This window comes from Petralouisia muris (genome assembly GCF_004793545.1).
In the GTDB taxonomy this organism is placed as follows: domain Bacteria; phylum Bacillota; class Clostridia; order Lachnospirales; family Lachnospiraceae; genus Petralouisia; species Petralouisia muris.
Map to the genome: position 1 here is coordinate 46,002 of NZ_SRYA01000013.1, position 23,725 is coordinate 69,726.

The window sequence follows — 23,725 nt, forward strand, 5'->3', positions numbered from 1 at the left end:
AATTTGCGAACAAATTTTCGGAATATGTGTTTGAATTTTTAGAAAATTTGTGTTATGATAAATATATCAGATAATCAGGATAAGTGTTCAGGAGGTTAAGAGTATGGCATATGGAAAAATAAGTGATAAACAGAAAGAGATTTTAGAATATATTAAGAGTGAAATTTTAAACCGGGGATATCCGCCGGCAGTACGGGATATTTGTGAAGCAGTTCATCTGAAGTCTACTTCTTCGGTTCATTCTCATCTGGAAACACTGGAGAAGAACGGATATATCCGCAGAGATCCCACCAAGCCGCGGGCAATCGAGATTATTGATGACACGTTTAATTTAGTGCGGCGTGAAGTGGTGAATGTGCCTCTTATCGGGCATGTTGCTGCAGGACAGCCTCTGCTGGCAGTAGAGAATATTGAATCCTATTTTCCAGTTCCTTCAGAATTTATGCCGAAGGAGGAATCTTTCATGCTGCGGGTGAAAGGAGAAAGCATGGTGAATGCAGGCATTTTTGACGGAGATAATATTCTGGTTCAGCGTCAGTCCACTGCTTCCAATGGGGATATGGTAGTTGCCCTGATCGATGACTCTGCCACTGTCAAGACTTTTTATAAGGAAAAGGGGTATTACCGCCTTCAGCCTGAGAATGATTCTATGGAACCCATTATTGTAGAGGAATGTACCATTCTTGGCAAAGTTTTTGGCGTATTCCGATTTTTTCAGTAAGAGGCATATTTATGATACGGCAAGAGCTGCCCAGTCATCAGAGAAAATACTTCATGATACGGCAAGGCTGCCCCAATCATCAAAGAAAGCGGCAGCCTTTGTTTCATTTATAATTTTTCGGCACAGGAATTACAAATCTTCTGTCTCTACTTTTTTACCGTCTGTCCAGATCCGTTCCAGATCATAGAAGAGACGATCCTCTTTTGAAAATATATGGACAATAATGTCTTTGTAATCCATCAGTATCCAGCTGGAATTGCGGGTTCCTTCAATTTGTTTCGCGGTATGTCCCTGTTTGCCCAGTTCTTCTTCTACGGCATCTACCATAGCCTGAATTTGATTTGAATTTGTTCCCGTTGCGATTACAAAGTAGTCGGCAAGGGGTGAGATTTCACTGATGTCAATGACACGGACTTCTTCTGCCTTTTTGCCGTTTAATGCCTGGCAGGCAGTTTTTGCCATTTCTCGGGATATATCCATAGTGTGCCTCCTTGTATGAGATTATGTTGACAGTTTCTTTTGGAAATATTGATAGGTTTCCAGGGTGAGAGGATCAATTTTCCCTCCTTTTTTTTCAAGATAATGCAGTGTATCTGACAAGATTTTCAGCATAGCCTCATCCAAATCTTCAAAAGCCAGCTTCCGCACCAGTTCCAGATTCGGCGCTTTGTCCCGGTTGGGTTCAATATAATCTGCAATATATATGATTTTATCCAGGGTATTCATTCCAGGTTCCCCGGTTGTATGAACCTGGATAGCATGAAGAATTTCTTTATTTTCCACTTTGTATCGTTTTTTGGCAAAATAAGCGCCCAGCTTGGCATGAAGCAAAAACGGACTCTGCTCTTCTGAGGAAGAAACAGGGATTTTATGCTTTTTACACAGCTTCAGCTTGTCATGGTTTGAGATACATTTTGCGCAGTCATGCAAAAGTCCTGCATAGACTGCCTGCTCTAAGCTGCACTGGTGGGCCATTGCAAGGGCTGCCGCCGTATACATAACGCCTAGGGTATGGGTATACCGCTCTTTATCCAGTTCCTTTTTTAATTTCTTTTCAATCTCTGCCCGTTTCATGTTCTGCCCTCTCCTTCATTTGGGATTCTGTCTTCTCCTTCGTACAGACGGTACATCCGGATATAATCTTCCACTTCTCTCGGAACAAGATACCGTATGGTTCTTCCGTATTGCAGACGGCGCCGGATATCCTGTGAGGAAACTTCCAAGTTTGGCGTATCCAGCGGGAAAAATTTCCCAGGATATTTCTGATTTAATTCATCAATCTTCTGGAAGAATCTTTCCTGATGTTTATGCTTCCGGTAAGCGGCCAGAACCCTGCAGTTTTTCAATATGGCTTCCGGCTCTTTCCAAAGTTCGAAATCAAACAGGGAATCTGCCCCCAGAATAAAGAAAAGTTCTGCTGCTTTGCACCGATCTTTCAATTTTTCCAGAGTCAGGTAGGTGTAACTGGTATCTGTGCTTTCCACTTCTATTTGTTCCAAAGCAAATTTAGGATTATCTGCAATTGCAAGAGTAACCATCCTGCAGCGGTGGACAGGTTCCGTTACATACTGCTTCAGCTTATGAGGAGAATGTCCGGTAGGAATAAACAATACCTGGTTCAGATCAAATTGCTCTCTGGCATTCTCTGCAATCATTAAATGCCCATAGTGGATAGGGTCAAAAGCCCCTCCCATAATGCCTATTTTTTGTGTGGTTCCTCTGCTCATTCTATGATCCTTTACCGCGGCAATTGAATCTTCGGAGCCTTTTTTGCCGGACGGTATAAAATGATTTTCTTTCCAATCACCTGAACCACCTGTGATTTCGTACGTTCTGCCATTGTGTCTGCAAGCTCATTAGGATCATCAAAGCAGTTTTTCAGTACGGACAGTTTAATCAATTCCCTTTTTTCAAGCGCCTCGTCAACGGCAATTACTATTTCAGGAGTCAGGCTTGCTTTTCCCACCTGAAAAACAGGAGTAATGTTGTTGGCAAGAGTTTTTAAATATGCACGTTGTTTACTGGTTAATGTCATAGTTGCTTCCTTTCTGTCTGAGATTATTTGTAATAATCGAATTCCAGGCCATACATTCGCACCGTATCTCCCTCTGAAATACCGGCCTTTTCCAACTCTTCCAGAATACCCTGATCCCGCAGAAATTTTTGGAAGAACAAAAATCCTTTTTCTGAATCGATGTTCGTGTATCCAAGCATTTTTTCAATTTTCGGCCCCTCTGCCACATAAACATTGTCTTTTTCATTATATGTTACAGAATAAGACTCTTCTTGGAATACCGTTGTTTCCGGGAAAAATTCCTGCTCATAGATGACAGGAGCATTATCTGTCTGGGACAGAAGTTCATTTACATGGTACAATAATTCTTTTATGCCCTGTCCGCTGACTGCAGATATGGGAAATACTGGAATGCCCTGAGATTCAAATTCTTTTTTTAATGCGGGCAATGCGCTTTCCGATTCCTCAAAAATAGCGTCAATTTTATTTGCTGCAATGACCTGAGGTTTTTTCAGCAGATCCTGGTTATAATTTTCCAATTCCCGGTTAATGGCATAGATATCTGCAATGGGATCTCTCCCTTCCACGGAAGCTGCATCCACAATATGAATCATGACTTTGGTACGTTCAATGTGCTTTAAAAACGCATGTCCTAATCCCACTCCCTGAGAAGCGCCCTCAATCAGCCCTGGAATGTCTGCAATGACAAAACCGCCGGCATCATCAAGATCTACTACCCCCAGATTTGGATTCAATGTGGTGAAATGGTAATTTGCAATTTTAGGACGGGCGTTCGTGACTCTGGATAAGAGGGTGGATTTTCCAACGTTGGGGAATCCGACTAATCCAACATCTGCAATTACTTTTAGTTCCAGTCTCACTTCCAGTTCAATTCCCGGCTGTCCCGGCTGTGCGTATTTTGGCGCCTGCATGGTGGAGGTTGCAAAATGCTGATTGCCAAGGCCTCCTTTTCCGCCTTTCAGGATGATCTGACTGGTATTGCTTCCCGACATATCGGCAATGACCTTGTCACTTTTGGCATCCCGGATAATGGTTCCGGCAGGGACTTTCACAATCAAGTCTTCGCCGTTTTTACCGTGACAGTTGCGTTTCTTTCCATCTTCGCCGTTTTCTGCGGCATACTTTCTGCGGTGTCTGAAATCGCCCAGGGTATTCAGGCCTTCATCCACCTGGAAAATCAGGTTTCCGCCCCGCCCGCCATCACCGCCGTCCGGCCCGCCGTTGGGAACGTACTTTTCCCGCCGGAAAGAGACATGCCCGTCGCCGCCTTTTCCAGATTTTATAATAATTTTTGCACTGTCTGCAAACATAGTTTCGCCTTTCTTATGATAGTGAAATGATAGCTCACAGGGAAACCAGTACGGTTCCTGTAATTACAAGAATAGACTCGGCTATACAGTCGAGTCTATCAATCCGTTACATGCAAATCTGTTTGTCGCTTTTGGACAGCAAGTGTTATTCATTGCTTGCTACTGGATATACGGAAGCCTGTTTCTTATCTCTTCCTTTTCTTTCAAATCGCAGAACACCGTCAACTAAAGCAAATAAAGTATCATCTCCGCCTCTTCCAACGTTGATGCCCGGATGAATCTTAGTTCCCCGCTGTCTGTATAAAATATTTCCAGCTTTTACAAATTGTCCGTCAGCTCTTTTCGCACCTAATCTCTTAGATTCGGAATCTCTTCCGTTCTTGGTAGATCCAACTCCCTTTTTATGAGCGAAAAATTGAAGGTTCATATTCAGCATGTTCTACACCTCCTTAAATGTAAGCGTAACATAATCGGTTCCGTAACTTTTCTGAATTCCCTGTAATCCTAAGACCAGTGAACGAATCAATAACAGAGATTCGCTGGAATATCCTTTTCCTAAAGAGAAATCTATCAAGCCGCTTTCTTGATTGGTCCTAAGGTCAAATTCATCCGATAGAAGCATTTCTATGGAATTAATGGTATTAAGCACCAGGACAGAAACTGCAGCACAGACAATATCCTCTCCTGCATCAGCATATTCTGCATGTCCAATACAATGAAAAGCGGTATATTCCTGTTCACTGTTTTCATAAATCGTTATTTTAATCATAACAATTCAAATAATCAGCCATTAATTTTTTCAATCTTAACTTTGGTGAAGGACTGTCTGTGTCCGTTCTTCTTGTGGTAGCCGGTTTTTCTCTTATACTTGTAAACGATGATTTTCTTGCCTCTTCCATTTGCTACTACAGAAGCTTCTACGGTTGCGTTGGATGCATCTGCTCCAACCTTCAAAGAACCGTCGCTTACTGCCAGAACATCATCAAAAGTAACTTTCTCACCAGCTTCCAGACCAAGCTTTTCAATGGTAATGATATCGCCTTCGGATACTTTGTACTGTTTACCACCTGTTGCTATGATTGCGTACATATGGCACCTCCTATTATCATTACTCGCCAGTTACGGTGCTGTATTGATACAGACTTTTGAACCTCACTGTGCGGCATACTCATAAAGAATACCACAAAAGCCTGGATAAGTCAATCATTTTCCGGATTTTTATTGTATTTGTTCTGCCAGGGATTTTCTCACTTTTTTCCGTGTGAGTTCCACCAGGTTCAGTTTTGTCATATCCACTACATGAACAGGAACAGGATCGGCGGATACGGCGCTTTCCAGCGCCTGCATCAGTATTTCTTTGGAATCGTCGGATTTCATATCAATAAAATCTACAATAATAATTCCAGAGAGATTTCTAAGACGGAGCTGACAGGCAATTTCTGCTGCTGCCTCCAGGTTAATCTTTAAATAATGCTCCTGTACTTTCTTTTTTGAAATACTTTTTCCAGAATTCACGTCAATAACAGTCAGCGCTTCCGTAGGCTGAATCACAAGATAGCCTCCGGATTTCAGCCATACTCTTTCCAGAAGCGCTTCCTTAAGATAATGTTCTAAACGGTAAAGGTTCTTTAAGCTCATTCCTGCATCTTCATAATAAGTAAGCTTTTCCAGATCTTCTGGCTGGAAGATTTTTAGATATTCCCGGGCTTTCTCCAGAAGCTCTCGGTCGTCAGTAAGGATCGAGGTAAGCCAGGACTGATTGACATTTTGAAGCATATGAAGGTATTCCGGCATACTTCCCTTTAGGCAAGAAAATACCGTACGGTAAGGAGCCGTTTCCTTCAAATTAATATATTCCTGTTTTAATTTTTCGTATTCTTTCAGAATTTCCTCTTTTGATGCAGAAACTGCATTGGTACGAACAATAATTCCAAATTCTTCGAAATGCTCAGAACTCAAATTCTCTTTTATTTTTTCTCGCTTTTCTTCGGATATTTTCTTTGAGATTCCAATTTTTTTGTTTTCACTGGTTAATACCAGATATTTTCCGGACAGGTTTATGTTGGTTGTGACTTTGGGAGGCTTGGATTTGCTGCTCTCCTGAGCGACCTGAACTACTACTTCATCTCCCTGAACCATGTTGGGACTGTTGATTTTTTTTACAAATAAAGGCTGCTTCATTTCATCCAGAGGATAGTAGCAGGGCATTCCAGGAGCGATTTCAATAAAAGCGGCATTTAAATTTTTGACAATATTTTTCACTCTTCCCACATAAATATCTCCAAGGATGCTCTGCTGTTCCACAGACTCTAATGTCACTTCCAGCATTTTCTTATCCTGATAAAGCGCAGTAACAATATAATCCCTGTCGTTACGGTTTAATCTGGTTATTAATAATATATTTTTCACGAGAATCACCTATTTCCTTCGGTTTGCTCAGGTTATCTTTTCGTCCACAGAAACAAGAATAGAAAATTCCTGTATTCAGAGGATATCTTCTCCCAATTCTCCCAGAGGAAGAAATTCTGGAAAAATTTTCCCCTGCCGGGCAAACGATTTTTTTAATTGGTTTAAATAATTCTGGTAATCCTTACGTTCCTGCTCTCCTTTTACTGGAATCTCTTCGGATCTGGCATAAACCTCCAGCCGGTGCACTTGAAACCTCAAGGGATCATAATCTATTCCGCAGAACCTGCAGAAGTCTTCCACCACAAGCTCCGGTTTCACATTATCACTGCTTCCGGTGGAAACCTTTAAGAACAGGCCGTATTCCGGGATGAGCCTGTCCTTTAGGGGAACGTTCTGTAAGGGTATGCCTTTCATCTCATAGATGAGGTTCTTTAAGTTCATCTCCAGCTTACTTTTTTTGGTCTGTTTGGTAATGAGAATCTGAGTCTGCTTTTCGTAATAATCGCTAATCTTATCAGAAAACTCCTCGAGTGATCCAAAAAGAGACTCATATCCCGATTTCACATATATCAGGTAATCGGCGGCGGCTACCAGTGACATGGAAGTTTTGGCAGTATCCGGAAGCTTTCGGTATTCCAATATGAAGACCCCTTCCACCATCGCCTGGTTTAAGGCATCTATGGATTCCCGGCTGGATGTGACTGAGTTTACTTCAATGTCAAAATATTCGCCGTCACTGGTAATTCCTACTCCCAGCGGTGCGGCAAAAGACATGATCTGATGGGGGCTGTAGCCGCCGGAATACGCAATATCTATCTTTGCCCGGCGGATTGCCTTCTGGAAATACCGCATCATGTCCAGGTGCCCGATAAATTTCATTACACCGTATTTCTGAAATTTAATTCTGATGTTCATAACAAACGCCTCCTTCAAAAGATGCGGCGCCGCAGCCATTGCACTGCTGCCTGCAGTTTAAGGTTATCTCTCCCTGCTGGGCCCGCTTCCATTCCCGCAGTAAAAATTCTCTGGACACTCCGCAGTCAATAAAATCCCAAGGCAGGATTTCCTCAGGGCTCCTTTTACGCAGATTGTAGAAATCAATGGAAATTCCGCATTCTTCAAAGGCTTCCATCCATTTCTGATTGTCAAAGGCTTCTGTCCAGGCGTCAAAGAGACATCCTTTCTGGTATGCTTTTAGCAAAACCTGCCCCACTCTTCTGTCGCCTCTGGCAAACACTCCTTCCAGTACCGTAACGTCAGCTTCATGCCAGTTATACTTTAAGCTCTTCCGGTTTAGCTGTTCTTTCATTCCTTCATTGACAATTCTGGCTTTTGCCAGATATTCTTCTTTGGAGTGCATGGAAGCCCACTGAAAAGGCGTGAATGGCTTCGGCACAAAAAATGAAGTGCTTATGGTAATCTGGCATTTACCGTTACGCCTGTCCTTGGGAATTTCATAATACCGCCGGGCAATTTTATCTGCAAGACGGGGAATTTCTTTCTGATCCTCTTCTGTTTCCGTAGGAAGCCCAAGCATGAAGTACAGCTTCACCTTTTGCCAGCCTCCTTCAAAGGCCAGTCCGGCGCCTTCTAAAATCACTTCTTCTGTCAGTCCTTTATTGATCACATTCCTGAGACGCTGGGAACCTGCCTCCGGTGCGAAGGTCAGGCTGCTTTTGCGGATATCCTGAACCTTTTTCATTGCTTCTAAAGAAAAAGCGTCAATCCGCAGGGAGGGAAGAGAAATATTTACCCCCTGTTCTTTGGAATCCATCAAAAAATCCAGCAGCCTTCCCAGGCTGCTGTAATCACTGGAGCTTAAAGAGCTTAAAGAAATCTCTTCATGTCCAGTGCTTTCAAGCATTTCAGAGGCGCACTCCTTCAGCATATCCAGGCTGCGTTCTCTGGTGGGCCGGTAAATCATGCCAGCCTGACAGAACCGGCAGCCCCGGATACAGCCCCTTTGGATTTCAAGGACTACGCGATCCTGGGTCGCCTTGATAAATGGAACCAGCGGCTTGCGGGGATAGGCAGTATGGCTGAGATCCATCTCAATTTCTTTTTTTACTGTTGCCGGAACATCTTCGTATTTGGGGCAAAAAGAAGCGATGATTCCATCCTCCTGATAAGTTGTTTCATAGAGTGAAGGCACGTAGATTCCGGGTATTTGACATGCTTTGCGCAAAAATTCTTCTCTAGTGCAGCCTCTTTCTTTGGAAGATTTGTACAAATCAAACAATTCATCGTACCGGGTTTCCCCTTCTCCAATATAAAACAGGTCAAAAAAGTCTGCCAAAGGCTCCGGATTATAGGTGCAGGGTCCGCCGCCGATGACAATGGGGTGTTCCCAGGTACGCTCTATGTCCAGAAATGGAATCTGGCTTAAGTCCAAAATCTGTAAAATATTCGTATAGCACATCTCATACTGGATGGTAATTCCCAGAAAATCCATGTCCTTTACCGGAGACTGGCTTTCTAAAGTAAATAACGGAATCTTCTGGTCTTTCATAATCTGATGCAGATCGCTCCAGGGGGAATACACCCGTTCACAGCAGACATCCTTTCTCTGATTGAACATATCATAGAGAATCTGGATGCCCAGATGGGACATACCGATTTCGTAAATATCCGGAAAACATATGGCAAAACGGATATCCGCTTTGCCGGGAGTTTTTGTCACACTGTTGACCTCATTCCCAATGTACCTTGCGGGTTTTTCGATTGTTAGTAATATTTCATCATTTAACGCTAGTTTTTTCATATATTTCCTTTCGGTTTTTTGATACAATTCACAAATTGCAGAAGGTTGTCGGGTGTTGCTTAATCCCCCATATTATATACATTTTAAGGGAAAATTTCAAGCGGATATCTCCTGGCAGTTCAAGCTTTTGATTTCAACGAAATTTTTATCATATCCTCTAACTCCTCTGTAGGCAGCGGATTCCATTCAATCTGCTTCAGCACATCCCGGGTCTGATACTGGTGAAAAGTAATTTGTCTCTGATCACAGTATATATAAACTGCAAAAATCAGAATTGCAATTACCGTGCGAATCCCCAAGCTTGAGTATTTCATCTCTCCCTCCTGCTCTTCGGAAAAGGAGGAATATCTTCGGAAAGATTCTTTTCCCTGTTTTTCCGGATGATCCGGATAAAAAGAAGAACGGATTTCATCTACATAGGCTCTTCTTTGGGCTACTGTCTCTTGCATTTGTTTGGTCATAATGTCTCCTGGAATATTATTCTTATTTCTATTGTAGTATCTTATGTCCGGAAAAATACATGTTTTCTTCCTGTTTTAAAATATATTAAAAATTGAAAAACGGAAGGTCAACATAATATATTTATGTAAACCTTCCGTTTTGAAACTCTTCGCCTAACGCTGACTTAATTCTTCTACAATATCTTCCCAGGTAACGCCCTTTTCTACCATCAGCACCATCATGTGATAAAGGAAATCAGAAATTTCATATTTAATCTCTTCTTTTTCCGTATTCTTGGAGGCAATGACTATCTCGGTGGCCTCTTCCCCCAGTTTTTTCAATATTTTGTCAATTCCTTTTTCAAAGAGATAGTTGGTATAGGAGCCGTCCTTGGGATTCTCTTTTCGATCTTTGATGACATCATAAACGCTTTCAAAGACCTTCAGCGGATTCTTGGTGGTAAACTCCTTTTTCACAATTTCCTGGAAGAAACAGCTTGTATTTCCGGTATGGCAGGCAGCGCCTACCTGAGAGACTCTGGCAAGAAGGGTGTCTTTGTCACAGTCTATAGTCAGAGATTTCACATACTGATAGTGTCCTGAGGTTTCCCCTTTGATCCAAAGTTCATTTCTGCTCCTGCTGTAGTAAGTCATTTTACCCAGGAATAAGGTTGTGTGAAAGGCTTCTTCATTCATATACGCCATCATCAGCACTTCTGACGTCTGATAATCCTGCACAATTACCGGTATCATGCCGTCAGCATTCAGCTTGAATTCTGACCATTCCATAGAAGTTTCAAATTTTTTCGTCTCAATGCCCTCTGCCGCAAGCGTTTGCTTTAATTCGGTGACATAAGTATTTGGATCGCTGATGTAAGACCCGCCGATTCCGCTTACCGAATCCTTTTTCAGAATTTCCACCCAGCGGTCTTTGTCATATCCCTCAATAATCACGCTGAAGGGAAGGTCTGTAATATTTTCCAGGGATTCAATAATCCCTTCATTGAACACAACAAGTTTATGGACATGCTCGGTAACTTCTTTTCTGTGCTTAAAAATTAAATCTACATTTTCCATGGAAACCAGCATTTTGTCCCGTCCGAACCGTTTGGCGCCTTCTTTGGCCAATGCAATGGTTTCATGTCTGCCGCTGTCTAAGATGATGCCTTTGCAGCCGGCGTAAATCAGTTTCTTAATATCCTCTAACCGGGAAATGCAGCCGGCGCCGTAGATGGGAATTTCTACAATTCGGCTTAGTTCTTTTACCGTATGCAAATTGATCTCATGTTCCGTGTCACTGGTTGACAAATCGAAAATATAAAGCTTATCCACACCGCTGTCATTGTATGTTTTCGCCAGTTCCCGCAGATCTCCAGCGATTTCCGGGTTATTTTTTCCTTTTACTGCCATGCCGTTTTTCAGATAAATGGTGGCAATCAGGTTTTTATGTTCCATATTCTCACCTATAAACTACCTTTCGTTGACATAATATCTTTAATTCTGGTATCTTTCCTGGTGGCTTCATCCAGCGCCCTTCCGAAAGCTTTAAACAGCCCTTCAATCATATGATGGTTATTGGAGCCGGAAAGAATCTTCATATGCAGGTTCATGCCTGCACTGTAGGAAACAGCATAGAAAAATTCCCTTACCATTTCAGTATCCATATATCCTACCCGCTCTACGGTAAATTCTCCTTCAAAGGAAAAATAGGGTCTTCCGCTTAAATCAATGGCGCAGAGCACCAGGGTTTCGTCCATGGGCAGAATGCAGCTTCCGTAACGCTTGATCCCTCTCTTATCCCTCAAGGCAATCCGGATGGCGTTACCCAGCACAATCCCGGCGTCTTCAATGGTGTGGTGAGTGTCAACAATCAGGTCCCCTGTTACCTGAACCTTTAAGTCAAAGAAACCATGGCGGGCAAAACCCTCCAGCATGTGATCAAAAAAACCAATTCCTGTATTCAATTGAGAGGTTCCGCTGCCATCCAGATTCAAAGTCAGGCTGACGTCGGTTTCTTTCGTCTTGCGGTGTTGTTTGGCAGTTCTTTCTGCTGGCATTATTCTTTCCTCTTTTCTTTCTATGTGAGAGCCCCAGGGCTGTGATAGATTATTCTTCAAATCTTACGTTAATGGAATTTGCATGCGCCGTCAACTGTTCTGAGACAGCAAATTGCACAATATCCTGATAAATCGGTTCCAAAGCCTCTTTTGAATAAGAAATAATACTGGATTTTTTGATAAAATCATCCACGCTCAGCGGGGAGAAAAATTTGGCTGTGCCATTGGTCGGCAATACATGATTGGGGCCGGCAAAATAATCGCCCAAAGGCTCACTGGCGTATTCACCCAGGAAAATAGCTCCGGCATTTCTGATTTTCATCATGGTTTCAAAAGGATTGGAGGTAAGGATTTCCAAATGCTCGGAAGCAATTTCATTGGCAGCCTCGATCGCTGCGTCCATGTTTTCCGCAACCAGAATGCACCCATAGTTTTCCAGAGATTTCTCTATAATATCTTTTCTGGAAAGAACTGCAGTAAACTTGTCCACTTCACAAGATACCTGCTCTGCCAGGGCTTCACTGTCGGTAATTAAAATGGCGCTGGCCAGCTCATCATGCTCTGCCTGAGACAATAAATCAGCTGCTGCATATCTGGGGTTGGCCGTTTTATCTGCAAGCACCAGAATTTCACTTGGGCCTGCAATAGAGTCAATGCTGACATGGCCGAAAACGGCTTTCTTGGCAAGGGCCACGTAAATATTGCCGGGTCCTACAATTTTATCCACCTTTGGGATACTCTCTGTGCCGAAGGCCAGCGCTGCCACTGCCTGGGCGCCGCCTGCTTTATAAATCTCATCCACGCCGGCCAGGGTTGCCGCTGCTAACGTGGCAGGATTCACTTTACCTTCCCGATCGCAGGGCGTTGTCATGACAATTTTTCCTACGCCGGCCACTTTTGCCGGAAGCACATTCATAAGAACCGATGAGGGATAGGCCGCCTTACCGCCGGGCACATACACGCCCACCCGGGCCAGAGGGGTTACCTTCTGCCCCAGCATAACGCCGTCGGGCCTGCTGTCGAACCAGCTGTATTGTTTCTGTTTCTCATGGTAGGCTTTGATATTCTCCAAGGCTTTCTTCATGACGTCAATCAGTTTGTTATCGGTCAGCCGATATGCTTCTTCGATTTCTTCTTTGGTTACCCGAACATTGCCGCTGTCTAGTTTTGCGCCGTCAAACTGTTTCGTAAATGCAAAAAGGGCTTCATCCTTTTTTTCACGCACTTCTTCTATAATATGATGTACCTGTTCTTCATACTGCCGGTAGCTATTGGGGCTTCGCTTCAGCAAATCTTCCTGCAGATTCTTTCTGGTCTCTTCTGTCAACTTTAATATTCTCATAAATTCCTCCATAATTCTGAACGGCAGGGCAACGTCTCTTTTATAAAAATTAAATTTAAATTTATTTAAGCTTACAAAACTTCTTTTAAATCCTGAATTATTTTTGTAATTCGCTCGTTTTCCATTTTCATGCTGACCTGGTTTACCACCATTCTGGCAGAAAGGGGACAGACTTCTTCCAATACCTGCAGGCCGTTTTCCCGGAGAGTAGAGCCGGTTTCTACAATATCCACAATCACTTCCGACAAGCCTACAATGGGCGCCAGTTCAATGGAGCCGTTTAACTTGATAATTTCTACCGTCTGATGTTTCTTATTATAGAAATAATTCTTGGCAATTCTCGGATATTTGGTTGCGACGCGGATCAATTCATGATGCTGCAGCAACTCCTGTGCCTCCAGCGGTCCGCAGACGCACATCCGGCACTGTCCAAACCCTAAATCCAATACTTCATAGATATTTCTGGCTTCCTCCAAAATAGTATCCTTACCTGCGATTCCGATATCGGCGGCGCCGTATTCCACATAAGTGGGAATATCAGGCCCTTTGGCAAGGAAAAATTTCAATTTCAGTTCTTCGTTCACAAAAATCAGCTTCCGGGTATCCTTATCATTGATTTCCTGACAAGTAATTCCTATTTTTTCAAAGGCGCCCAGCGTCTGTTTTGCCAGCCTTCCTTTTCCCAGTGCAAATGTTAAATATCTCATGGTTTCCTCCATTCTGTGCATTTCAGGATCCGCTGTTAAGGACACAGACAGCCTGCGAAAGTCTTTCTTTATAAAAACCGAATTGCAGGGATATGCATTCGTTTTGCGTAAGCCTGATACTCTTCCCTGGTTTTCGTTTCATCCCAGACCACAAGAGACACAATAATGCCCTGGTTCCGCAGTTGTTCCGCCTGGCGGATTGCGGTTTCCCGCACTGCCTCACGATATACGATCAAAGTTCCGTTATCTTGTACCGGAATCTGGATTTTCTGTCTGGATAATGCAGCCAGAAGCTGGTCGATTACCACAGCAAATCCGATAGAAGGAGCGTCTTTGCCAAAATAATGCAGCAGTTTGTCATAACGTCCTCCTTTTACGATGGGTTCTCCGCTTCCAAAGGTATAACCTGCAAATATAATACCAGTATAATAATGATAGCTGCTCAGCATACCTGGTTCAATGGATACGTATTTTTCCACACCGTAATAACGTAGAATCTTCATCAGCTTTTCCAGACGTTCCAGCGCATTTATAATAACCGGATAATCAGAAGCCAGAGCTTTGGCATGATCTATCATTGCTTCGGTCATGCAGATGCTGCCCAGCATGGAAAACAGCTCCCTTAACTCCACCGTCAGACATAAGGAGTCCACCAACTCTTCCACTCCGAAGAAATTCTTATTGGAAATCAGTTCCATCAATTCCAGCTTTATGTCCTCTTTCAGGTCCGCCGCTTTTGCCAGGCCGCGGAAAAAGTCTGCATGACCCACGCCGATTTGAAATTCCTGCAGTCCTGCTGTCTGCAGCGCACGAACCACAAGCGCCAGAATTTCTCCGTCTGCATTGACGGAATTATCTCCGATTAATTCTGCGCCCAACTGGGTGGTTTCTTTTAACCGTCCCTGATAGCTGCTGTTGTTGATGAATGTATTGCCCATATAGCTCAGCCGGACAGGAAAGTTCTCGTCTCCGTAATATTTTGCAGCGCATCTTGCGATGGAAGGGGTGATATCAGGCCGCAAAACCAGCGTGTTTCCCTCCCGATCAAAAAATTTATAGAGATCCTTGGAAGGGATAGTTCCAATTTCTTTACTGAAAATGTCAAAAAATTCAAAAGTGGGCGTCTCAATCATATGATATCCGTATTTTTTCAGCAAGGCGTGCAGATTTTCCTGTAAAATTAATTTCCGCGCACATTCTCTGTTATAAATGTCCCGAACTCCTTCCGGCGTATGTAATAATTTCCGTTCCATCATTGATATTGATCCTTTCGTTTGTATAATTTACGGTATCGCTTTTCTATGCTGCAGCGCATAGGAATTCTTTGAGCACCCTTTCTATTACAAAAGCGCTTTAGTATGCTACTATATTACAACATCAAAAACACCCATATTATATAAAACGCCTAAATGTTTGTCAACTGCGTTTTTCCAAATCTTGCTGTATCATGTCAAGATAGGGCACCAGAATTCCTCCTTTGGAGGAAATAAAGTATTCCGGCTCTAATTCTTCATAGCGGAAACTTTTTCTTCCGCCCTCTTTGGCCCGATTCCAGAATTCCATCAGCTTGTTGTGCCGCAGATAATAAAATTCATTTCGGTGGGAATAAAAAATAATCAAAAATGAAATTCCCTGCTGCCCTTCAAACTGTTCCATAAAATCAATCTGGTGAGGATGGATATTCTGCAGCGGAAAGGTATCTGTATGGCACTCCTTGGCGTCAAAGCAGACGGGAATTCCCTGAACTGCCCCGATATAATCTACCGTACTCTTCTGTTCGAAGTAAGCAAGAGTAATGTGCCGGCTGTCTTTGTCAATTCGGACCGGAGTGATCGGGGTAGGCACTTTTTGAATCAGTGCAAGCCTGTGTTCCGCATACTTTTCATTGGTGAGGTTAATAAATTCTTCCAGCGTGGAACCTCTTAATCCTCTGGAATTCCATGTTGCCATAATTGTCCCTCCCTCCGGCTGCAGGCATATTCCAAATTTCCCTGTCTGGAAAATGCCGAAGCGCCTGCGCATTCCTGCGTCAAAAAACCTCCATATATTATAGCACACTCTTTTCTATTCTGCCATATGAAATGACGCAAAGATAAATTTGCAAAATTTCATATGGCGGCCAAAACGCCTGCCTGCTATACTAAATGCCAGAGGGGAGGTGTAATACATGGGAAAACCCAAAAAATAAATCCTGCTGAAGCAGGGTTTTTCCTGGAAAACGTGGAAGAAACATATTAATCAGTTTCTTGCAAAGCGTTCTTATATAAGGATGCCATAATGTATCATGGCATATTTTTTCACCTGTTCGGCACATTCGTGCTGATTGATTGCCTGAAAAACGGCAATGCTCTGACCAAAAAATTCTAACGCCACATCATATTGCTCTAACGCTGCCAGCGCACAGGCTTTGTTGCACAGAAGCATGGGAAATGTATGCAATTTTCCATATTCAATACAGTAATCAATTCCCGCCTGGCAGAGTTTCAGGGCGTCTTTATGCATTCCTTCCCGGCCCAGCCAGGAAGACAGATTTTGAAGAATCATGGGGTATTTGTCAGATATCTCATCTCCATGCAGGGTGTGTGATTCAATATATTCTTTCAAGCCGTATAACAGCTGAATCCCTTCCAATACCCTTCCTAAATTGTAATATGCGCAGCCAATATTGTTTAATATTGTAATTTCATGATAAGTCAGCAGCCGGGAACGAATATGAATTCCGTCAAAATCAGGCATTGTCATATGAATGGTATGCAAAAGCTCTTTCAGAACCCATTCGGCCTTCTTTCCTTTCTCTTTTTCAATCAGGACTTTTGCAAAAGCAAGATACTGCTTTTCCATTTTCAAATGAACAGAATTGCCCCTATGGCCCTGTATCCTTGCTTCGATGGAGGCAGCAAGTCTTTCCGCCTGCTCAAAATCCCTATTTCCAAGGCAGCTGGTCAGCTGCTGCTCAAGTTCATAGCCTTCCCGCTCTTGCCGGTTTAAAAATACGTTATAAATCCGATCCACAATTCCCAGGCGTTGCAGCAGCCCTTCCAGGATTTTCTTTCCTGGCGTCTGAAGGCCGTTTTCAATCCTGGACAAAGTGGATGCGGTACAGATTCCGTAACAAAGCTCTTCCTGGGAATAATGCCGACGTTCTCTGGTATCACGGATTAATTCGCCGATGGTATAATATGCCATGGCTCATAAACTCCTTTCCGCAAAATTTTTCCTTTCTTATCATACCCAGTCTGTTCTTTTTTGTCAACGAAGTATTTCTTCCTTAATCTGCAGCTGAATGACAAAGGATTTTACACTGCCCTCTTCTTCCTCCTGATTCAGCGTAAGGCTTCCTTCGTGCATGGAAATGATTTTATGGGCAATGCATAAACCCAATCCGCTGCCGCCTCTGCTTCGGCGGGATTCATCTCCTGAGACGAAAGGGTCAAAAATATATTTTGCAGTCTCAGGCGGTATCACGGGCCCGTTATCGCTGATACGGATGGTTATAGTTTCATCCTCCTCTTTTGCCTTTATCCAGACAGCCGTTCCCCTGGGATTATGCCGGACGGCATTGTTCAGTAAATTGGAAATCACCCGCTCAAACTGCAGCTTATCCACAGAAAACCAAAGAGACTCTTCTGGAATGTCTGCAAAAACTTCCATCTCTTTTTCTTCAAAGTCCAGATACAGATCTGCGACGCATTTCCTCAAAAGCTCCCACAGATTTTCCCTGGATTTTTTTAGCTGATATCCCTCGCTGTCCAGTTTTACATACTCAAACAAAAGGCTGATCAGACCATTCATCTGCATGGACTTCCCATAGATGGCTTCCAGATATTCCTGAACCGGGGCATCCCGCTCTTCCAGCAGCGCCCTGGCATAGCCGGCTACCGTTGTCATGGGAGTTTTCAGATCGTGGGCCACGTCAGACAGCAGGAGATTTCTCCTTCTGTCATATTCCTCCCGCTGCTGCCGCTCCTGCTCTTTTAACTGCCGGATATGAAGCTCTGCCATTCTGCTGAACAAAAGAGCTGCGATCAAATAAGGAAGAAGCAGCGTAATGATAATAATAATTGTTAAAAGGGCTGTTCCCATCAGGTAAATCTGTGTTTCCCGTCCGGACATATGGCTGGTCCGTTCGGAAAGATACTCCGTCAGCCTGCTTCCGGCAAAGTGTTCGGCAGCGCCCTGCAGCCCAACCCCTGCAATGCCGGGAAAGTGACTGCCGAAGCCTGTGACAGATAAATACAGCACACCCCGGATCAGCAGTCCAAGGGTCTGTTCCTGTTCCCAGTCTGCCATAAAAAATCCGATGTGGAACACTTCTTCCAGCCAGGGATAAACGATTCTGCTATAAAAAAGATTCAGCAGGCTTTCGCTGAGGGACACCAGAATCAACAGTAATAAAAACCGGCGGATGAAAAACCATTTCCAGGTATTATGCTTCATTGTTTATTTCTCCATGCGGTAGCCCAGTCCCCGGATGGTTCTGATATAAGCTCCGTTGTCTTCGGAAAGTTTGGCCCTCAGGCGGCTGATGCATACCATAATATTGTTATCGGCAACGGCGTATTCCTCGCCCCATACATTTTCGTAGACCTGCTGCTTGGTATATACTTTGCCGGGATTTTCCATAAACAGCCGGAGAAGCTTATATTCTACGGAAGTCAGGTCAATGGGCTCGTCATTTTTGTATACCAGACAGGATTCCGTGTCCAGGCGCAGGTCCTTGACCTTTAACTGCTTTAATTCCTTACTTTTTGCCCCAAGAGAATAGAACCTGCGGATATTGGAATTAATTCTGGCCATCGCCTCCATTGGGTTGAAGGGTTTGGACAGATAATCGTCCGCTCCCAGATCCAATCCGAGAATTTTGTCGGAATCCTGGTTTTTGGCAGAGAGGATCATAACAGGAATATTGCTGCTTTCCCGTATTCTTTTTAAAACCTGATAGCCGTCCAGCTCCGGCATCATAATGTCCAAAAGAGCCATGTCAATTTCTTCTTTTTCCAACAGGGCAACGGCAGCAATCCCGTTTTCGGCCTCCAGTACCTGATAACCGTCTTTTTCCAGATACAGCCGCAGTAAATCCCGGATTTCCTTTTCGTCATCTGCAATGAGAATTGTATATGCCATTGTAATTTCCTCCTATAAGTCAGATGTTTTCCTGCCCCGCAGATACTGCTCCTTTAAGGTCAGGTAAAGGGCAGCGTCTGTCTGGCATATATAGGGATTCAGATAGAAAACGCCCAGAATCCCCAGGGTGATCCCATTCAAAAGATACCATCCCAGAAACGATAAGTCCAGCACAAAAGATTTCCACTTGTTTCCGTACATCATGGTTTTGCTTAAATCCAAAACCTCTTCCCGTTCCATATCCGGGCATTCTCCCAGAATATAGGGAACCAGGCGGTACTCATAGCTTTTCACAATACCAGGAATCACAAAAAGCAGCGTCCACAAAAAAATATAGAGATCCCGGAAAAATGTTACTTTGACACAGTTTTTATAGCATCGGTCAAAAGCAAAGCACACTTCCTTAACCTGAGCCTCTTCCTTCAAGTTCCTGGTAAAAAAGCGAGAGACGCCTATCTCTAAGGGGTTAAATACCAGAATGTTTAATGGCAGCCCAATCAGAACAAGCGCCAGAGCAATTGCAATTACAATGCAAATCAATGCAAAAAAGAACGTAACTGGACCGTCTTCCAGTATCATATCCACTTCCTCATCTACAGTGTCATAATCTTCATCCAGATAATCTTCATCTGCATCATCTTCATCCAGATAATCTTCATCTGCATCATCTTCATCCAAATAATCTTCGTCTATATAATCTTCGAATCCGCTTTCTTCTGAAGAATTTGAATTCGAAAAACCGCTGGCAAATCCTCCTGTAGAACCAAATAAGCCATAGCCTCCGCATAATACAGAAAATATCAGCGCTGCCAGCACGGACTTCCAGTAATTTCTGCTGATTCGGCTTTTTGCTGTTTCTTTTAATTCGTTTCTTGACCACATTATCTATATTCCTCCTTTATTCGTTTTCTTTGATGATTGTATCATACCTTCTGAGCCTTAAAGGAAAACTGTTTTTTTCTTACAATAACCTTACAAACCACCCTTGTTATTTTGCTTGCTGGATGATAAGATTAAGACAGACTATAAAGAACAGGAGTTTCATTATGATTGGAAAAGAATTGGAACATTATGTGAGACATTTTGCCAAACGGTTTCTGATTTTCCTGAAATGGCTGGCATTTTCTATATTAAGCGGCATTCTGGTAGGAAGCGTGGGAGCGGTTTTTCATTACTGCATTCTCTATGGAACTAACGCTAGGGAAAAATATCCCTGGCTGATTTTCCTTTTGCCGGCTGCAGGGCTTCTGATTGTGGGAGTCTATCATCTGATGCGGAATGAAGAGGATACGGGCACCAATCTGGTGCTGTCTGCCATCCATTCCGGCAAACACATTCCCTTAAGGATGGCTCCCCTGATCTTTATTTCAACCGTGATGACCCATCTGTTCGGCGGCTCTGCCGGCCGGGAGGGGGCGGCTCTTCAGCTTGGGGGAAGCATCGGCAATTCTCTGGGCCGGTTTCTGAAATTTGATGAAAAGGATCAGCATATCATGATTATGTGCGGAATGAGTGCGGCCTTTTCTGTGCTTTTCGGCACTCCTCTGGCTGCCGCGGTATTTTCCATGGAGGTAGTCAGCGTGGGAATCATGCATTATGCAGCTCTGGTTCCCTGCGTGGTTTCCTCTTTAGTGGCACAGGGAATTGGGGAATATTGCCGGATTGCGCCGGAGCAGTTTCTGCTGGCTTCTGTGCCGGAGTTCACAATTTCTTCTGCAGTGATAACGGCCCTTCTTGCCATTCTCTGCGCCGTTGTCAGCGCATTATTCTGCATTGCGCTGCACATGGGGGAGGCGCTTTATAAGAAATATCTGCCCAATCCTTACCTCCGGATTGTTGCAGGCGGCCTCCTGATTATTCTGCTTACCCTTTTGGTAGGGAATCAAGATTACAACGGCGCCGGTATGCCAATCATTGCCCGGTGCTTTGCGGAGCATGAAGTCGTGCCCTATGCCTTTTTGATGAAAATTCTATTTACAGCAATAACGCTTGGAGCCGGCTACAAAGGAGGAGAAATTGTCCCTTCCTTTTTTATCGGGGCTTCTTTTGGCTGTTTCTTTGGCAATCTGGCGGGATTTGCGCCGGATTTATGTACTGCTGCAGGCATGGGAGCGGTTTTCTGCGGCGTCACCAACTGTCCCATCACTTCCCTGTTTATCTCCTTTGAACTCTTTGGGTTTGAGGGAATGCCCTATTTCATGCTGTCTGTGGCTCTTGGGTATATGCTGTCAGGCTATTACGGACTGTACCACAGCCAGAAAATTGTGTATTCAAAATATAAAACAGAATTTATTAACCGGAAAACCCGCTGATGTACTGTGCTGTTGCTTTTGAATTACATGATTTTTCATAAGCCGACGCCTTCGGCTCACAAAGCGTCAGACATGTGGATCAAAAATTAAATCATAATTTATTTTCTTATAAAATATTTGTTCCAGTTCCCATTTTTTCAACATTTTGCCACCAAGCATCCACATGGTTTTGGCAATTACCGCCTCCAGCGTCATATCATAAGATTCCAAAAACTTACATTCTTTTTTAATTTTATTTCCCACCTCATAGACAGTCATGTCGCTGCCCTCATGGGCTACCTGAGTCGCCATAATGATAATTTTATCCGGATAGGTCTCATGGAGCCCATAAAAAATATCTGCAACAGAGGCGGGAATTCCGCCTACTCCAAAGCTTTCTACGATAATTGCGTCATATTGCTCAAAAAGGAACCTGAGCCCTTTAGGAGAAATACCCGGAATCAGCTTCAGCAAAAAGATATTGTCATTCATTTCTTCATAAAAAGTAACTTCTTCTTCGAAAGGGACAGTCGGAATATAACGCATAATCCGTCCGTCCTGTATCATAGCCAGAAAGGGAAAATCAATGCTGTCAAAGGCATTATAGCTTTTGGAGCGGATTTTCTTGGCCCTGGTGCCGGCAATTACTTTTCCCCCGAATACAATCTGGACTCCCTGAGAATTCTCGTCTGCGGCATAGCAAAAGCTGTCCAAAAGGTTGGTTTTTGCGTCTGTAATTTCCAGATCAATGGATTTCTGGGCGCCGGTAATGACAATAGGTTTCCTGGATTTCTGTATCATATAAGACAGCGCCGCCGCTGTATAGGCCATGGTGTCGGTTCCATGGGCGAGAACAAATCCGTCATATTTATCATAATTGTCACGGATGGCCTTTACCATATTTTTCCAATGGCAGGGTTCCATGTTGGTGCTGTCAATATTGCATAACTGTATGGCGTCCGGATTGCAGAATCCTGACACATCCGGAATATAAGATAAGATTTCTTTTGCCTGAATCAGCGGGGCAAGTCCGTGCTCTGATTTCTGGGAAGCTATGGTTCCTCCTGTGGCAATCAGCAAAATGTTCTTTTTCATTTCATGGAATTCCTTTCTGTTAACTAAATTTGGTGACAGATTCTATCATATTAAATTATCTTCAAAAAAACAATCTTTTTGCATAAAGTTATCGTATATTTTTTACCAAAACACAGTGTGAAAATGTTTTTTATTGGCAATTTTTCGACTTGTTTTTTTCCAGTTGCAGAGTTATAATTTCTAAGATTTAACTTAGCGGGATGGAGGAAATATTATGAATTATGATTACCTGTTATATTTAGCGGTTATTCTTATGAGTACGAAATTGTTGGGATTGATGACACGGAAAGCTCATATGCCTCAGGTAGTAGGCGCATTGATTGCCGGATTGATTCTGGGCCCTGCCTGCTTGAATCTGGTTCACGGAAGCGTTTTTCTGAATCAGATATCGGAAGTCGGAGTAATTATGCTGATGTTTATGGCTGGACTGGAAACAGATACAGAGGAATTGAAGCGTTCCGGACTTGCATCTTTTATCATCGCCCTTTTTGGAGTGGTGGTTCCTCTGGCAGGCGGTTTCGGCATCGCAATGGCATGCCATGTGGCCTCTTCGGACTTGTCTGCCAATGAATTGATGCAGAACATTTTTATCGGAATTATATTAACGGCTACTTCTGTAAGTATCACAGTAGAAACTTTGAAGGAAATGGGAAAGGTTTCCACCAAAGCAGGAACTGCGATTCTCGGAGCCGCAATTATAGATGATATTCTGGGAATTATTGCTCTTACTGTTATCACCAGTATGGCGGACCCAAGCACAAATATCGTGCTGGTGCTGCTGAAAATTGCCGGTTTCTTCGTTTTTGCCATTTTGTTCGGCATTGGCTTCGGTTTCATCATGCAGAAATGGGTTGCCATGGATCCAAAGCCCAACCGTCGGCATGTCATTATGACTTTTGCCTTCTGTCTGGTGATGTCCTTTTGCGCAGAGCATTTCTTTGGAGTAGCGGATATTACCGGCGCTTATGTGGCCGGCCTTGTATTAAGCCACAGTACCAAACGGGAAATTATTTACAAAGAATTTGATACGGTATCTTATCTTCTGGTGGCCCCGGTGTTTTTCGCCAGTATCGGCTTGAAGGTAGAATTAAGTTCCATGTCAGGAAGTCTGATAACTTTTACGGTCTTACTTCTGGCAGTTGCCATACTTACCAAAATCCTGGGCTGCGGTTTGGGTGCAAAAGCAATGGGATATACCTCCAGAGAATCCTTACAGATTGGTATCGGAATGATTTCCCGAGGTGAGGTTGCGCTGATTGTGGCAAATAAAGGAGAAGCCCTGGGGCTTCTCAGTGATTCTTTGTATGCGCCAATTGTTGTCACTGTGGTAATCACTACAGTCATCACCCCCATTCTTCTGAAAACGGCATTTAAAGATAAAAAGAAAACTACCGCCGCTTAACAGGAAAAATGTCAATCTATGAGGCATAAAC

Annotated in this window: 26 protein-coding genes; 3 read left to right on the forward strand and 23 right to left on the reverse strand. The window is 43.4% G+C overall.

The window, feature by feature from the left end; translation table 11 throughout:
• Nucleotides 1-103: 103 nt before the first annotated feature.
• Nucleotides 104-721 carry a transcriptional repressor LexA gene (gene lexA, locus E5329_RS08190; protein WP_135989083.1) on the forward strand — a complete coding sequence of 206 codons (618 nt, stop codon included), beginning with the start codon at nucleotides 104-106 and terminating at the stop codon, nucleotides 719-721.
• Nucleotides 722-850: 129 nt separating this feature from the next.
• Here the strand turns inward: lexA and rsfS are convergent, their stop codons facing one another.
• The 22 genes from rsfS to E5329_RS08300 form a co-directional block, all read right to left on the reverse strand.
• Nucleotides 851-1,201: a ribosome silencing factor gene (gene rsfS, locus E5329_RS08195; RefSeq protein ID WP_135989084.1), complete on the reverse strand. Its 351-nt coding sequence runs from the start codon at nucleotides 1,199-1,201 to the stop codon at nucleotides 851-853.
• Between the two features lie 21 nt (nucleotides 1,202-1,222).
• Complete coding sequence (gene yqeK / locus E5329_RS08200) at nucleotides 1,223-1,795, reverse strand: bis(5'-nucleosyl)-tetraphosphatase (symmetrical) YqeK (RefSeq protein WP_135989085.1); 573 nt, start codon at nucleotides 1,793-1,795, stop codon at nucleotides 1,223-1,225.
• Complete coding sequence (gene nadD, locus E5329_RS08205; RefSeq protein WP_135989086.1) at nucleotides 1,792-2,448, reverse strand: nicotinate-nucleotide adenylyltransferase; 657 nt, start codon at nucleotides 2,446-2,448, stop codon at nucleotides 1,792-1,794. Before nadD ends, yqeK begins: the two co-directional genes overlap by 4 nt.
• 11 nt (nucleotides 2,449-2,459) lie before the next feature.
• Complete coding sequence (gene yhbY, locus E5329_RS08210) at nucleotides 2,460-2,756, reverse strand: ribosome assembly RNA-binding protein YhbY (protein ID WP_135989087.1); 297 nt, start codon at nucleotides 2,754-2,756, stop codon at nucleotides 2,460-2,462.
• 23 nt (nucleotides 2,757-2,779) lie between these two features.
• Entirely contained in the window at nucleotides 2,780-4,066 is a 1,287-nt protein-coding gene (obgE, locus tag E5329_RS08215; protein WP_135989088.1) for a GTPase ObgE, read from the reverse strand.
• A 145-nt stretch (nucleotides 4,067-4,211) separates the two neighbouring features.
• Nucleotides 4,212-4,502 carry a 50S ribosomal protein L27 gene (gene rpmA, locus E5329_RS08220; protein WP_135989089.1) on the reverse strand — a complete coding sequence of 97 codons (291 nt, stop codon included), beginning with the start codon at nucleotides 4,500-4,502 and terminating at the stop codon, nucleotides 4,212-4,214.
• 3 nt (nucleotides 4,503-4,505) lie between these two features.
• Complete coding sequence (locus E5329_RS08225) at nucleotides 4,506-4,835, reverse strand: ribosomal-processing cysteine protease Prp (protein ID WP_135989090.1); 330 nt, start codon at nucleotides 4,833-4,835, stop codon at nucleotides 4,506-4,508.
• A 14-nt stretch (nucleotides 4,836-4,849) separates the two neighbouring features.
• On the reverse strand, nucleotides 4,850-5,155 hold the full coding sequence (gene rplU, locus E5329_RS08230; RefSeq protein ID WP_135989091.1) for a 50S ribosomal protein L21: 306 nt from the start codon (nucleotides 5,153-5,155) through the stop codon (nucleotides 4,850-4,852).
• Between the two features lie 129 nt (nucleotides 5,156-5,284).
• Entirely contained in the window at nucleotides 5,285-6,475 is a 1,191-nt protein-coding gene (locus tag E5329_RS08235; protein WP_135989092.1) for a ribonuclease E/G, read from the reverse strand.
• 75 nt (nucleotides 6,476-6,550) lie between these two features.
• Nucleotides 6,551-7,390: a TIGR03936 family radical SAM-associated protein gene (locus tag E5329_RS08240; protein WP_135989093.1), complete on the reverse strand. Its 840-nt coding sequence runs from the start codon at nucleotides 7,388-7,390 to the stop codon at nucleotides 6,551-6,553.
• Entirely contained in the window at nucleotides 7,374-9,236 is a 1,863-nt protein-coding gene (locus tag E5329_RS08245) for a TIGR03960 family B12-binding radical SAM protein (RefSeq protein ID WP_135989094.1), read from the reverse strand. Before E5329_RS08245 ends, E5329_RS08240 begins: the two co-directional genes overlap by 17 nt.
• A 119-nt stretch (nucleotides 9,237-9,355) precedes the next feature.
• Nucleotides 9,356-9,697 carry a hypothetical protein gene (locus E5329_RS08250; RefSeq protein WP_135989095.1) on the reverse strand — a complete coding sequence of 114 codons (342 nt, stop codon included), beginning with the start codon at nucleotides 9,695-9,697 and terminating at the stop codon, nucleotides 9,356-9,358.
• Between the two features lie 153 nt (nucleotides 9,698-9,850).
• Nucleotides 9,851-11,131 (reverse strand): bifunctional phosphoribosyl-AMP cyclohydrolase/phosphoribosyl-ATP diphosphatase HisIE, encoded by a 1,281-nt coding sequence (hisIE, locus tag E5329_RS08255; RefSeq protein ID WP_135989096.1) that lies wholly within the window; start codon nucleotides 11,129-11,131, stop codon nucleotides 9,851-9,853.
• Between the two features lie 8 nt (nucleotides 11,132-11,139).
• Nucleotides 11,140-11,733 carry an imidazoleglycerol-phosphate dehydratase HisB gene (hisB, locus tag E5329_RS08260; RefSeq protein ID WP_135989097.1) on the reverse strand — a complete coding sequence of 198 codons (594 nt, stop codon included), beginning with the start codon at nucleotides 11,731-11,733 and terminating at the stop codon, nucleotides 11,140-11,142.
• 49 nt (nucleotides 11,734-11,782) lie between these two features.
• Nucleotides 11,783-13,075, reverse strand: coding sequence for a histidinol dehydrogenase (hisD, locus tag E5329_RS08265; RefSeq protein WP_135989098.1), 1,293 nt, complete (start codon nucleotides 13,073-13,075; stop codon nucleotides 11,783-11,785).
• Between the two features lie 71 nt (nucleotides 13,076-13,146).
• A complete protein-coding gene (gene hisG, locus E5329_RS08270; protein ID WP_135989099.1) occupies nucleotides 13,147-13,782 on the reverse strand; it encodes an ATP phosphoribosyltransferase in 636 nt (211 codons plus the stop codon).
• Nucleotides 13,783-13,850: 68 nt separating this feature from the next.
• Nucleotides 13,851-15,038: an ATP phosphoribosyltransferase regulatory subunit gene (gene hisZ, locus E5329_RS08275; RefSeq protein WP_330572035.1), complete on the reverse strand. Its 1,188-nt coding sequence runs from the start codon at nucleotides 15,036-15,038 to the stop codon at nucleotides 13,851-13,853.
• A gap of 160 nt (nucleotides 15,039-15,198) precedes the next feature.
• The gene (locus E5329_RS08280) at nucleotides 15,199-15,732 is read right to left on the reverse strand and encodes a Holliday junction resolvase RecU (protein WP_135989100.1); all 534 of its coding nucleotides are present in this window, start codon (nucleotides 15,730-15,732) and stop codon (nucleotides 15,199-15,201) included.
• A 309-nt stretch (nucleotides 15,733-16,041) separates the two neighbouring features.
• Nucleotides 16,042-16,968 (reverse strand): helix-turn-helix domain-containing protein, encoded by a 927-nt coding sequence (locus E5329_RS08285; RefSeq protein ID WP_135989101.1) that lies wholly within the window; start codon nucleotides 16,966-16,968, stop codon nucleotides 16,042-16,044.
• Nucleotides 16,969-17,031: 63 nt separating this feature from the next.
• Entirely contained in the window at nucleotides 17,032-18,219 is a 1,188-nt protein-coding gene (locus tag E5329_RS08290) for a sensor histidine kinase (protein WP_135989102.1), read from the reverse strand.
• A gap of 3 nt (nucleotides 18,220-18,222) precedes the next feature.
• Nucleotides 18,223-18,906, reverse strand: coding sequence for a response regulator transcription factor (locus E5329_RS08295; protein WP_135989103.1), 684 nt, complete (start codon nucleotides 18,904-18,906; stop codon nucleotides 18,223-18,225).
• Between the two features lie 12 nt (nucleotides 18,907-18,918).
• Complete coding sequence (locus E5329_RS08300; protein ID WP_135989104.1) at nucleotides 18,919-19,788, reverse strand: DUF975 family protein; 870 nt, start codon at nucleotides 19,786-19,788, stop codon at nucleotides 18,919-18,921.
• 164 nt (nucleotides 19,789-19,952) lie between these two features.
• Here E5329_RS08300 and E5329_RS08305 point away from each other — a divergent pair, with 164 nt between their 5' ends.
• Complete coding sequence (locus tag E5329_RS08305) at nucleotides 19,953-21,218, forward strand: chloride channel protein (protein ID WP_135989105.1); 1,266 nt, start codon at nucleotides 19,953-19,955, stop codon at nucleotides 21,216-21,218.
• A gap of 66 nt (nucleotides 21,219-21,284) precedes the next feature.
• On the opposite strand, the gene E5329_RS08310 is transcribed toward E5329_RS08305, so the two are convergent.
• Nucleotides 21,285-22,292, reverse strand: a complete 1,008-nt coding sequence (locus E5329_RS08310; protein WP_135989106.1) for an asparaginase — start codon at nucleotides 22,290-22,292, stop codon at nucleotides 21,285-21,287.
• A 214-nt stretch (nucleotides 22,293-22,506) separates the two neighbouring features.
• Between E5329_RS08310 and E5329_RS08315 the strand changes: the two genes are divergently transcribed.
• Nucleotides 22,507-23,694, forward strand: a complete 1,188-nt coding sequence (locus E5329_RS08315) for a cation:proton antiporter (RefSeq protein ID WP_135989107.1) — start codon at nucleotides 22,507-22,509, stop codon at nucleotides 23,692-23,694.
• Nucleotides 23,695-23,725 lie beyond the last annotated feature (31 nt).

Excerpts from the sequence above, each read along its gene's own strand:
- lexA (WP_135989083.1), top strand. The coding sequence starts at position 104 with ATGGCATATGGAAAAATAAGTGATAAACAGAAAGAGATTTTAGAATAT.
- rsfS (WP_135989084.1), bottom strand. The coding sequence starts at position 1,201 with ATGGATATATCCCGAGAAATGGCAAAAACTGCCTGCCAGGCATTAAAC.
- yqeK (WP_135989085.1), bottom strand. The coding sequence starts at position 1,795 with ATGAAACGGGCAGAGATTGAAAAGAAATTAAAAAAGGAACTGGATAAA.
- nadD (WP_135989086.1), bottom strand. The coding sequence starts at position 2,448 with ATGAGCAGAGGAACCACACAAAAAATAGGCATTATGGGAGGGGCTTTT.
- yhbY (WP_135989087.1), bottom strand. The coding sequence starts at position 2,756 with ATGACATTAACCAGTAAACAACGTGCATATTTAAAAACTCTTGCCAAC.
- obgE (WP_135989088.1), bottom strand. The coding sequence starts at position 4,066 with ATGTTTGCAGACAGTGCAAAAATTATTATAAAATCTGGAAAAGGCGGC.
- rpmA (WP_135989089.1), bottom strand. The coding sequence starts at position 4,502 with ATGCTGAATATGAACCTTCAATTTTTCGCTCATAAAAAGGGAGTTGGA.
- E5329_RS08225 (WP_135989090.1), bottom strand. The coding sequence starts at position 4,835 with ATGATTAAAATAACGATTTATGAAAACAGTGAACAGGAATATACCGCT.
- rplU (WP_135989091.1), bottom strand. The coding sequence starts at position 5,155 with ATGTACGCAATCATAGCAACAGGTGGTAAACAGTACAAAGTATCCGAA.
- E5329_RS08240 (WP_135989093.1), bottom strand. The coding sequence starts at position 7,390 with ATGAACATCAGAATTAAATTTCAGAAATACGGTGTAATGAAATTTATC.
- E5329_RS08245 (WP_135989094.1), bottom strand. The coding sequence starts at position 9,236 with ATGAAAAAACTAGCGTTAAATGATGAAATATTACTAACAATCGAAAAA.
- E5329_RS08250 (WP_135989095.1), bottom strand. The coding sequence starts at position 9,697 with ATGACCAAACAAATGCAAGAGACAGTAGCCCAAAGAAGAGCCTATGTA.
- hisIE (WP_135989096.1), bottom strand. The coding sequence starts at position 11,131 with ATGGAACATAAAAACCTGATTGCCACCATTTATCTGAAAAACGGCATG.
- hisB (WP_135989097.1), bottom strand. The coding sequence starts at position 11,733 with ATGCCAGCAGAAAGAACTGCCAAACAACACCGCAAGACGAAAGAAACC.
- hisD (WP_135989098.1), bottom strand. The coding sequence starts at position 13,075 with ATGAGAATATTAAAGTTGACAGAAGAGACCAGAAAGAATCTGCAGGAA.
- hisG (WP_135989099.1), bottom strand. The coding sequence starts at position 13,782 with ATGAGATATTTAACATTTGCACTGGGAAAAGGAAGGCTGGCAAAACAG.
- hisZ (WP_330572035.1), bottom strand. The coding sequence starts at position 15,038 with ATGATGGAACGGAAATTATTACATACGCCGGAAGGAGTTCGGGACATT.
- E5329_RS08280 (WP_135989100.1), bottom strand. The coding sequence starts at position 15,732 with ATGGCAACATGGAATTCCAGAGGATTAAGAGGTTCCACGCTGGAAGAA.
- E5329_RS08285 (WP_135989101.1), bottom strand. The coding sequence starts at position 16,968 with ATGGCATATTATACCATCGGCGAATTAATCCGTGATACCAGAGAACGT.
- E5329_RS08290 (WP_135989102.1), bottom strand. The coding sequence starts at position 18,219 with ATGAAGCATAATACCTGGAAATGGTTTTTCATCCGCCGGTTTTTATTA.
- E5329_RS08295 (WP_135989103.1), bottom strand. The coding sequence starts at position 18,906 with ATGGCATATACAATTCTCATTGCAGATGACGAAAAGGAAATCCGGGAT.
- E5329_RS08300 (WP_135989104.1), bottom strand. The coding sequence starts at position 19,788 with ATGTGGTCAAGAAACGAATTAAAAGAAACAGCAAAAAGCCGAATCAGC.
- E5329_RS08305 (WP_135989105.1), top strand. The coding sequence starts at position 19,953 with ATGATTGGAAAAGAATTGGAACATTATGTGAGACATTTTGCCAAACGG.
- E5329_RS08310 (WP_135989106.1), bottom strand. The coding sequence starts at position 22,292 with ATGAAAAAGAACATTTTGCTGATTGCCACAGGAGGAACCATAGCTTCC.
- E5329_RS08315 (WP_135989107.1), top strand. The coding sequence starts at position 22,507 with ATGAATTATGATTACCTGTTATATTTAGCGGTTATTCTTATGAGTACG.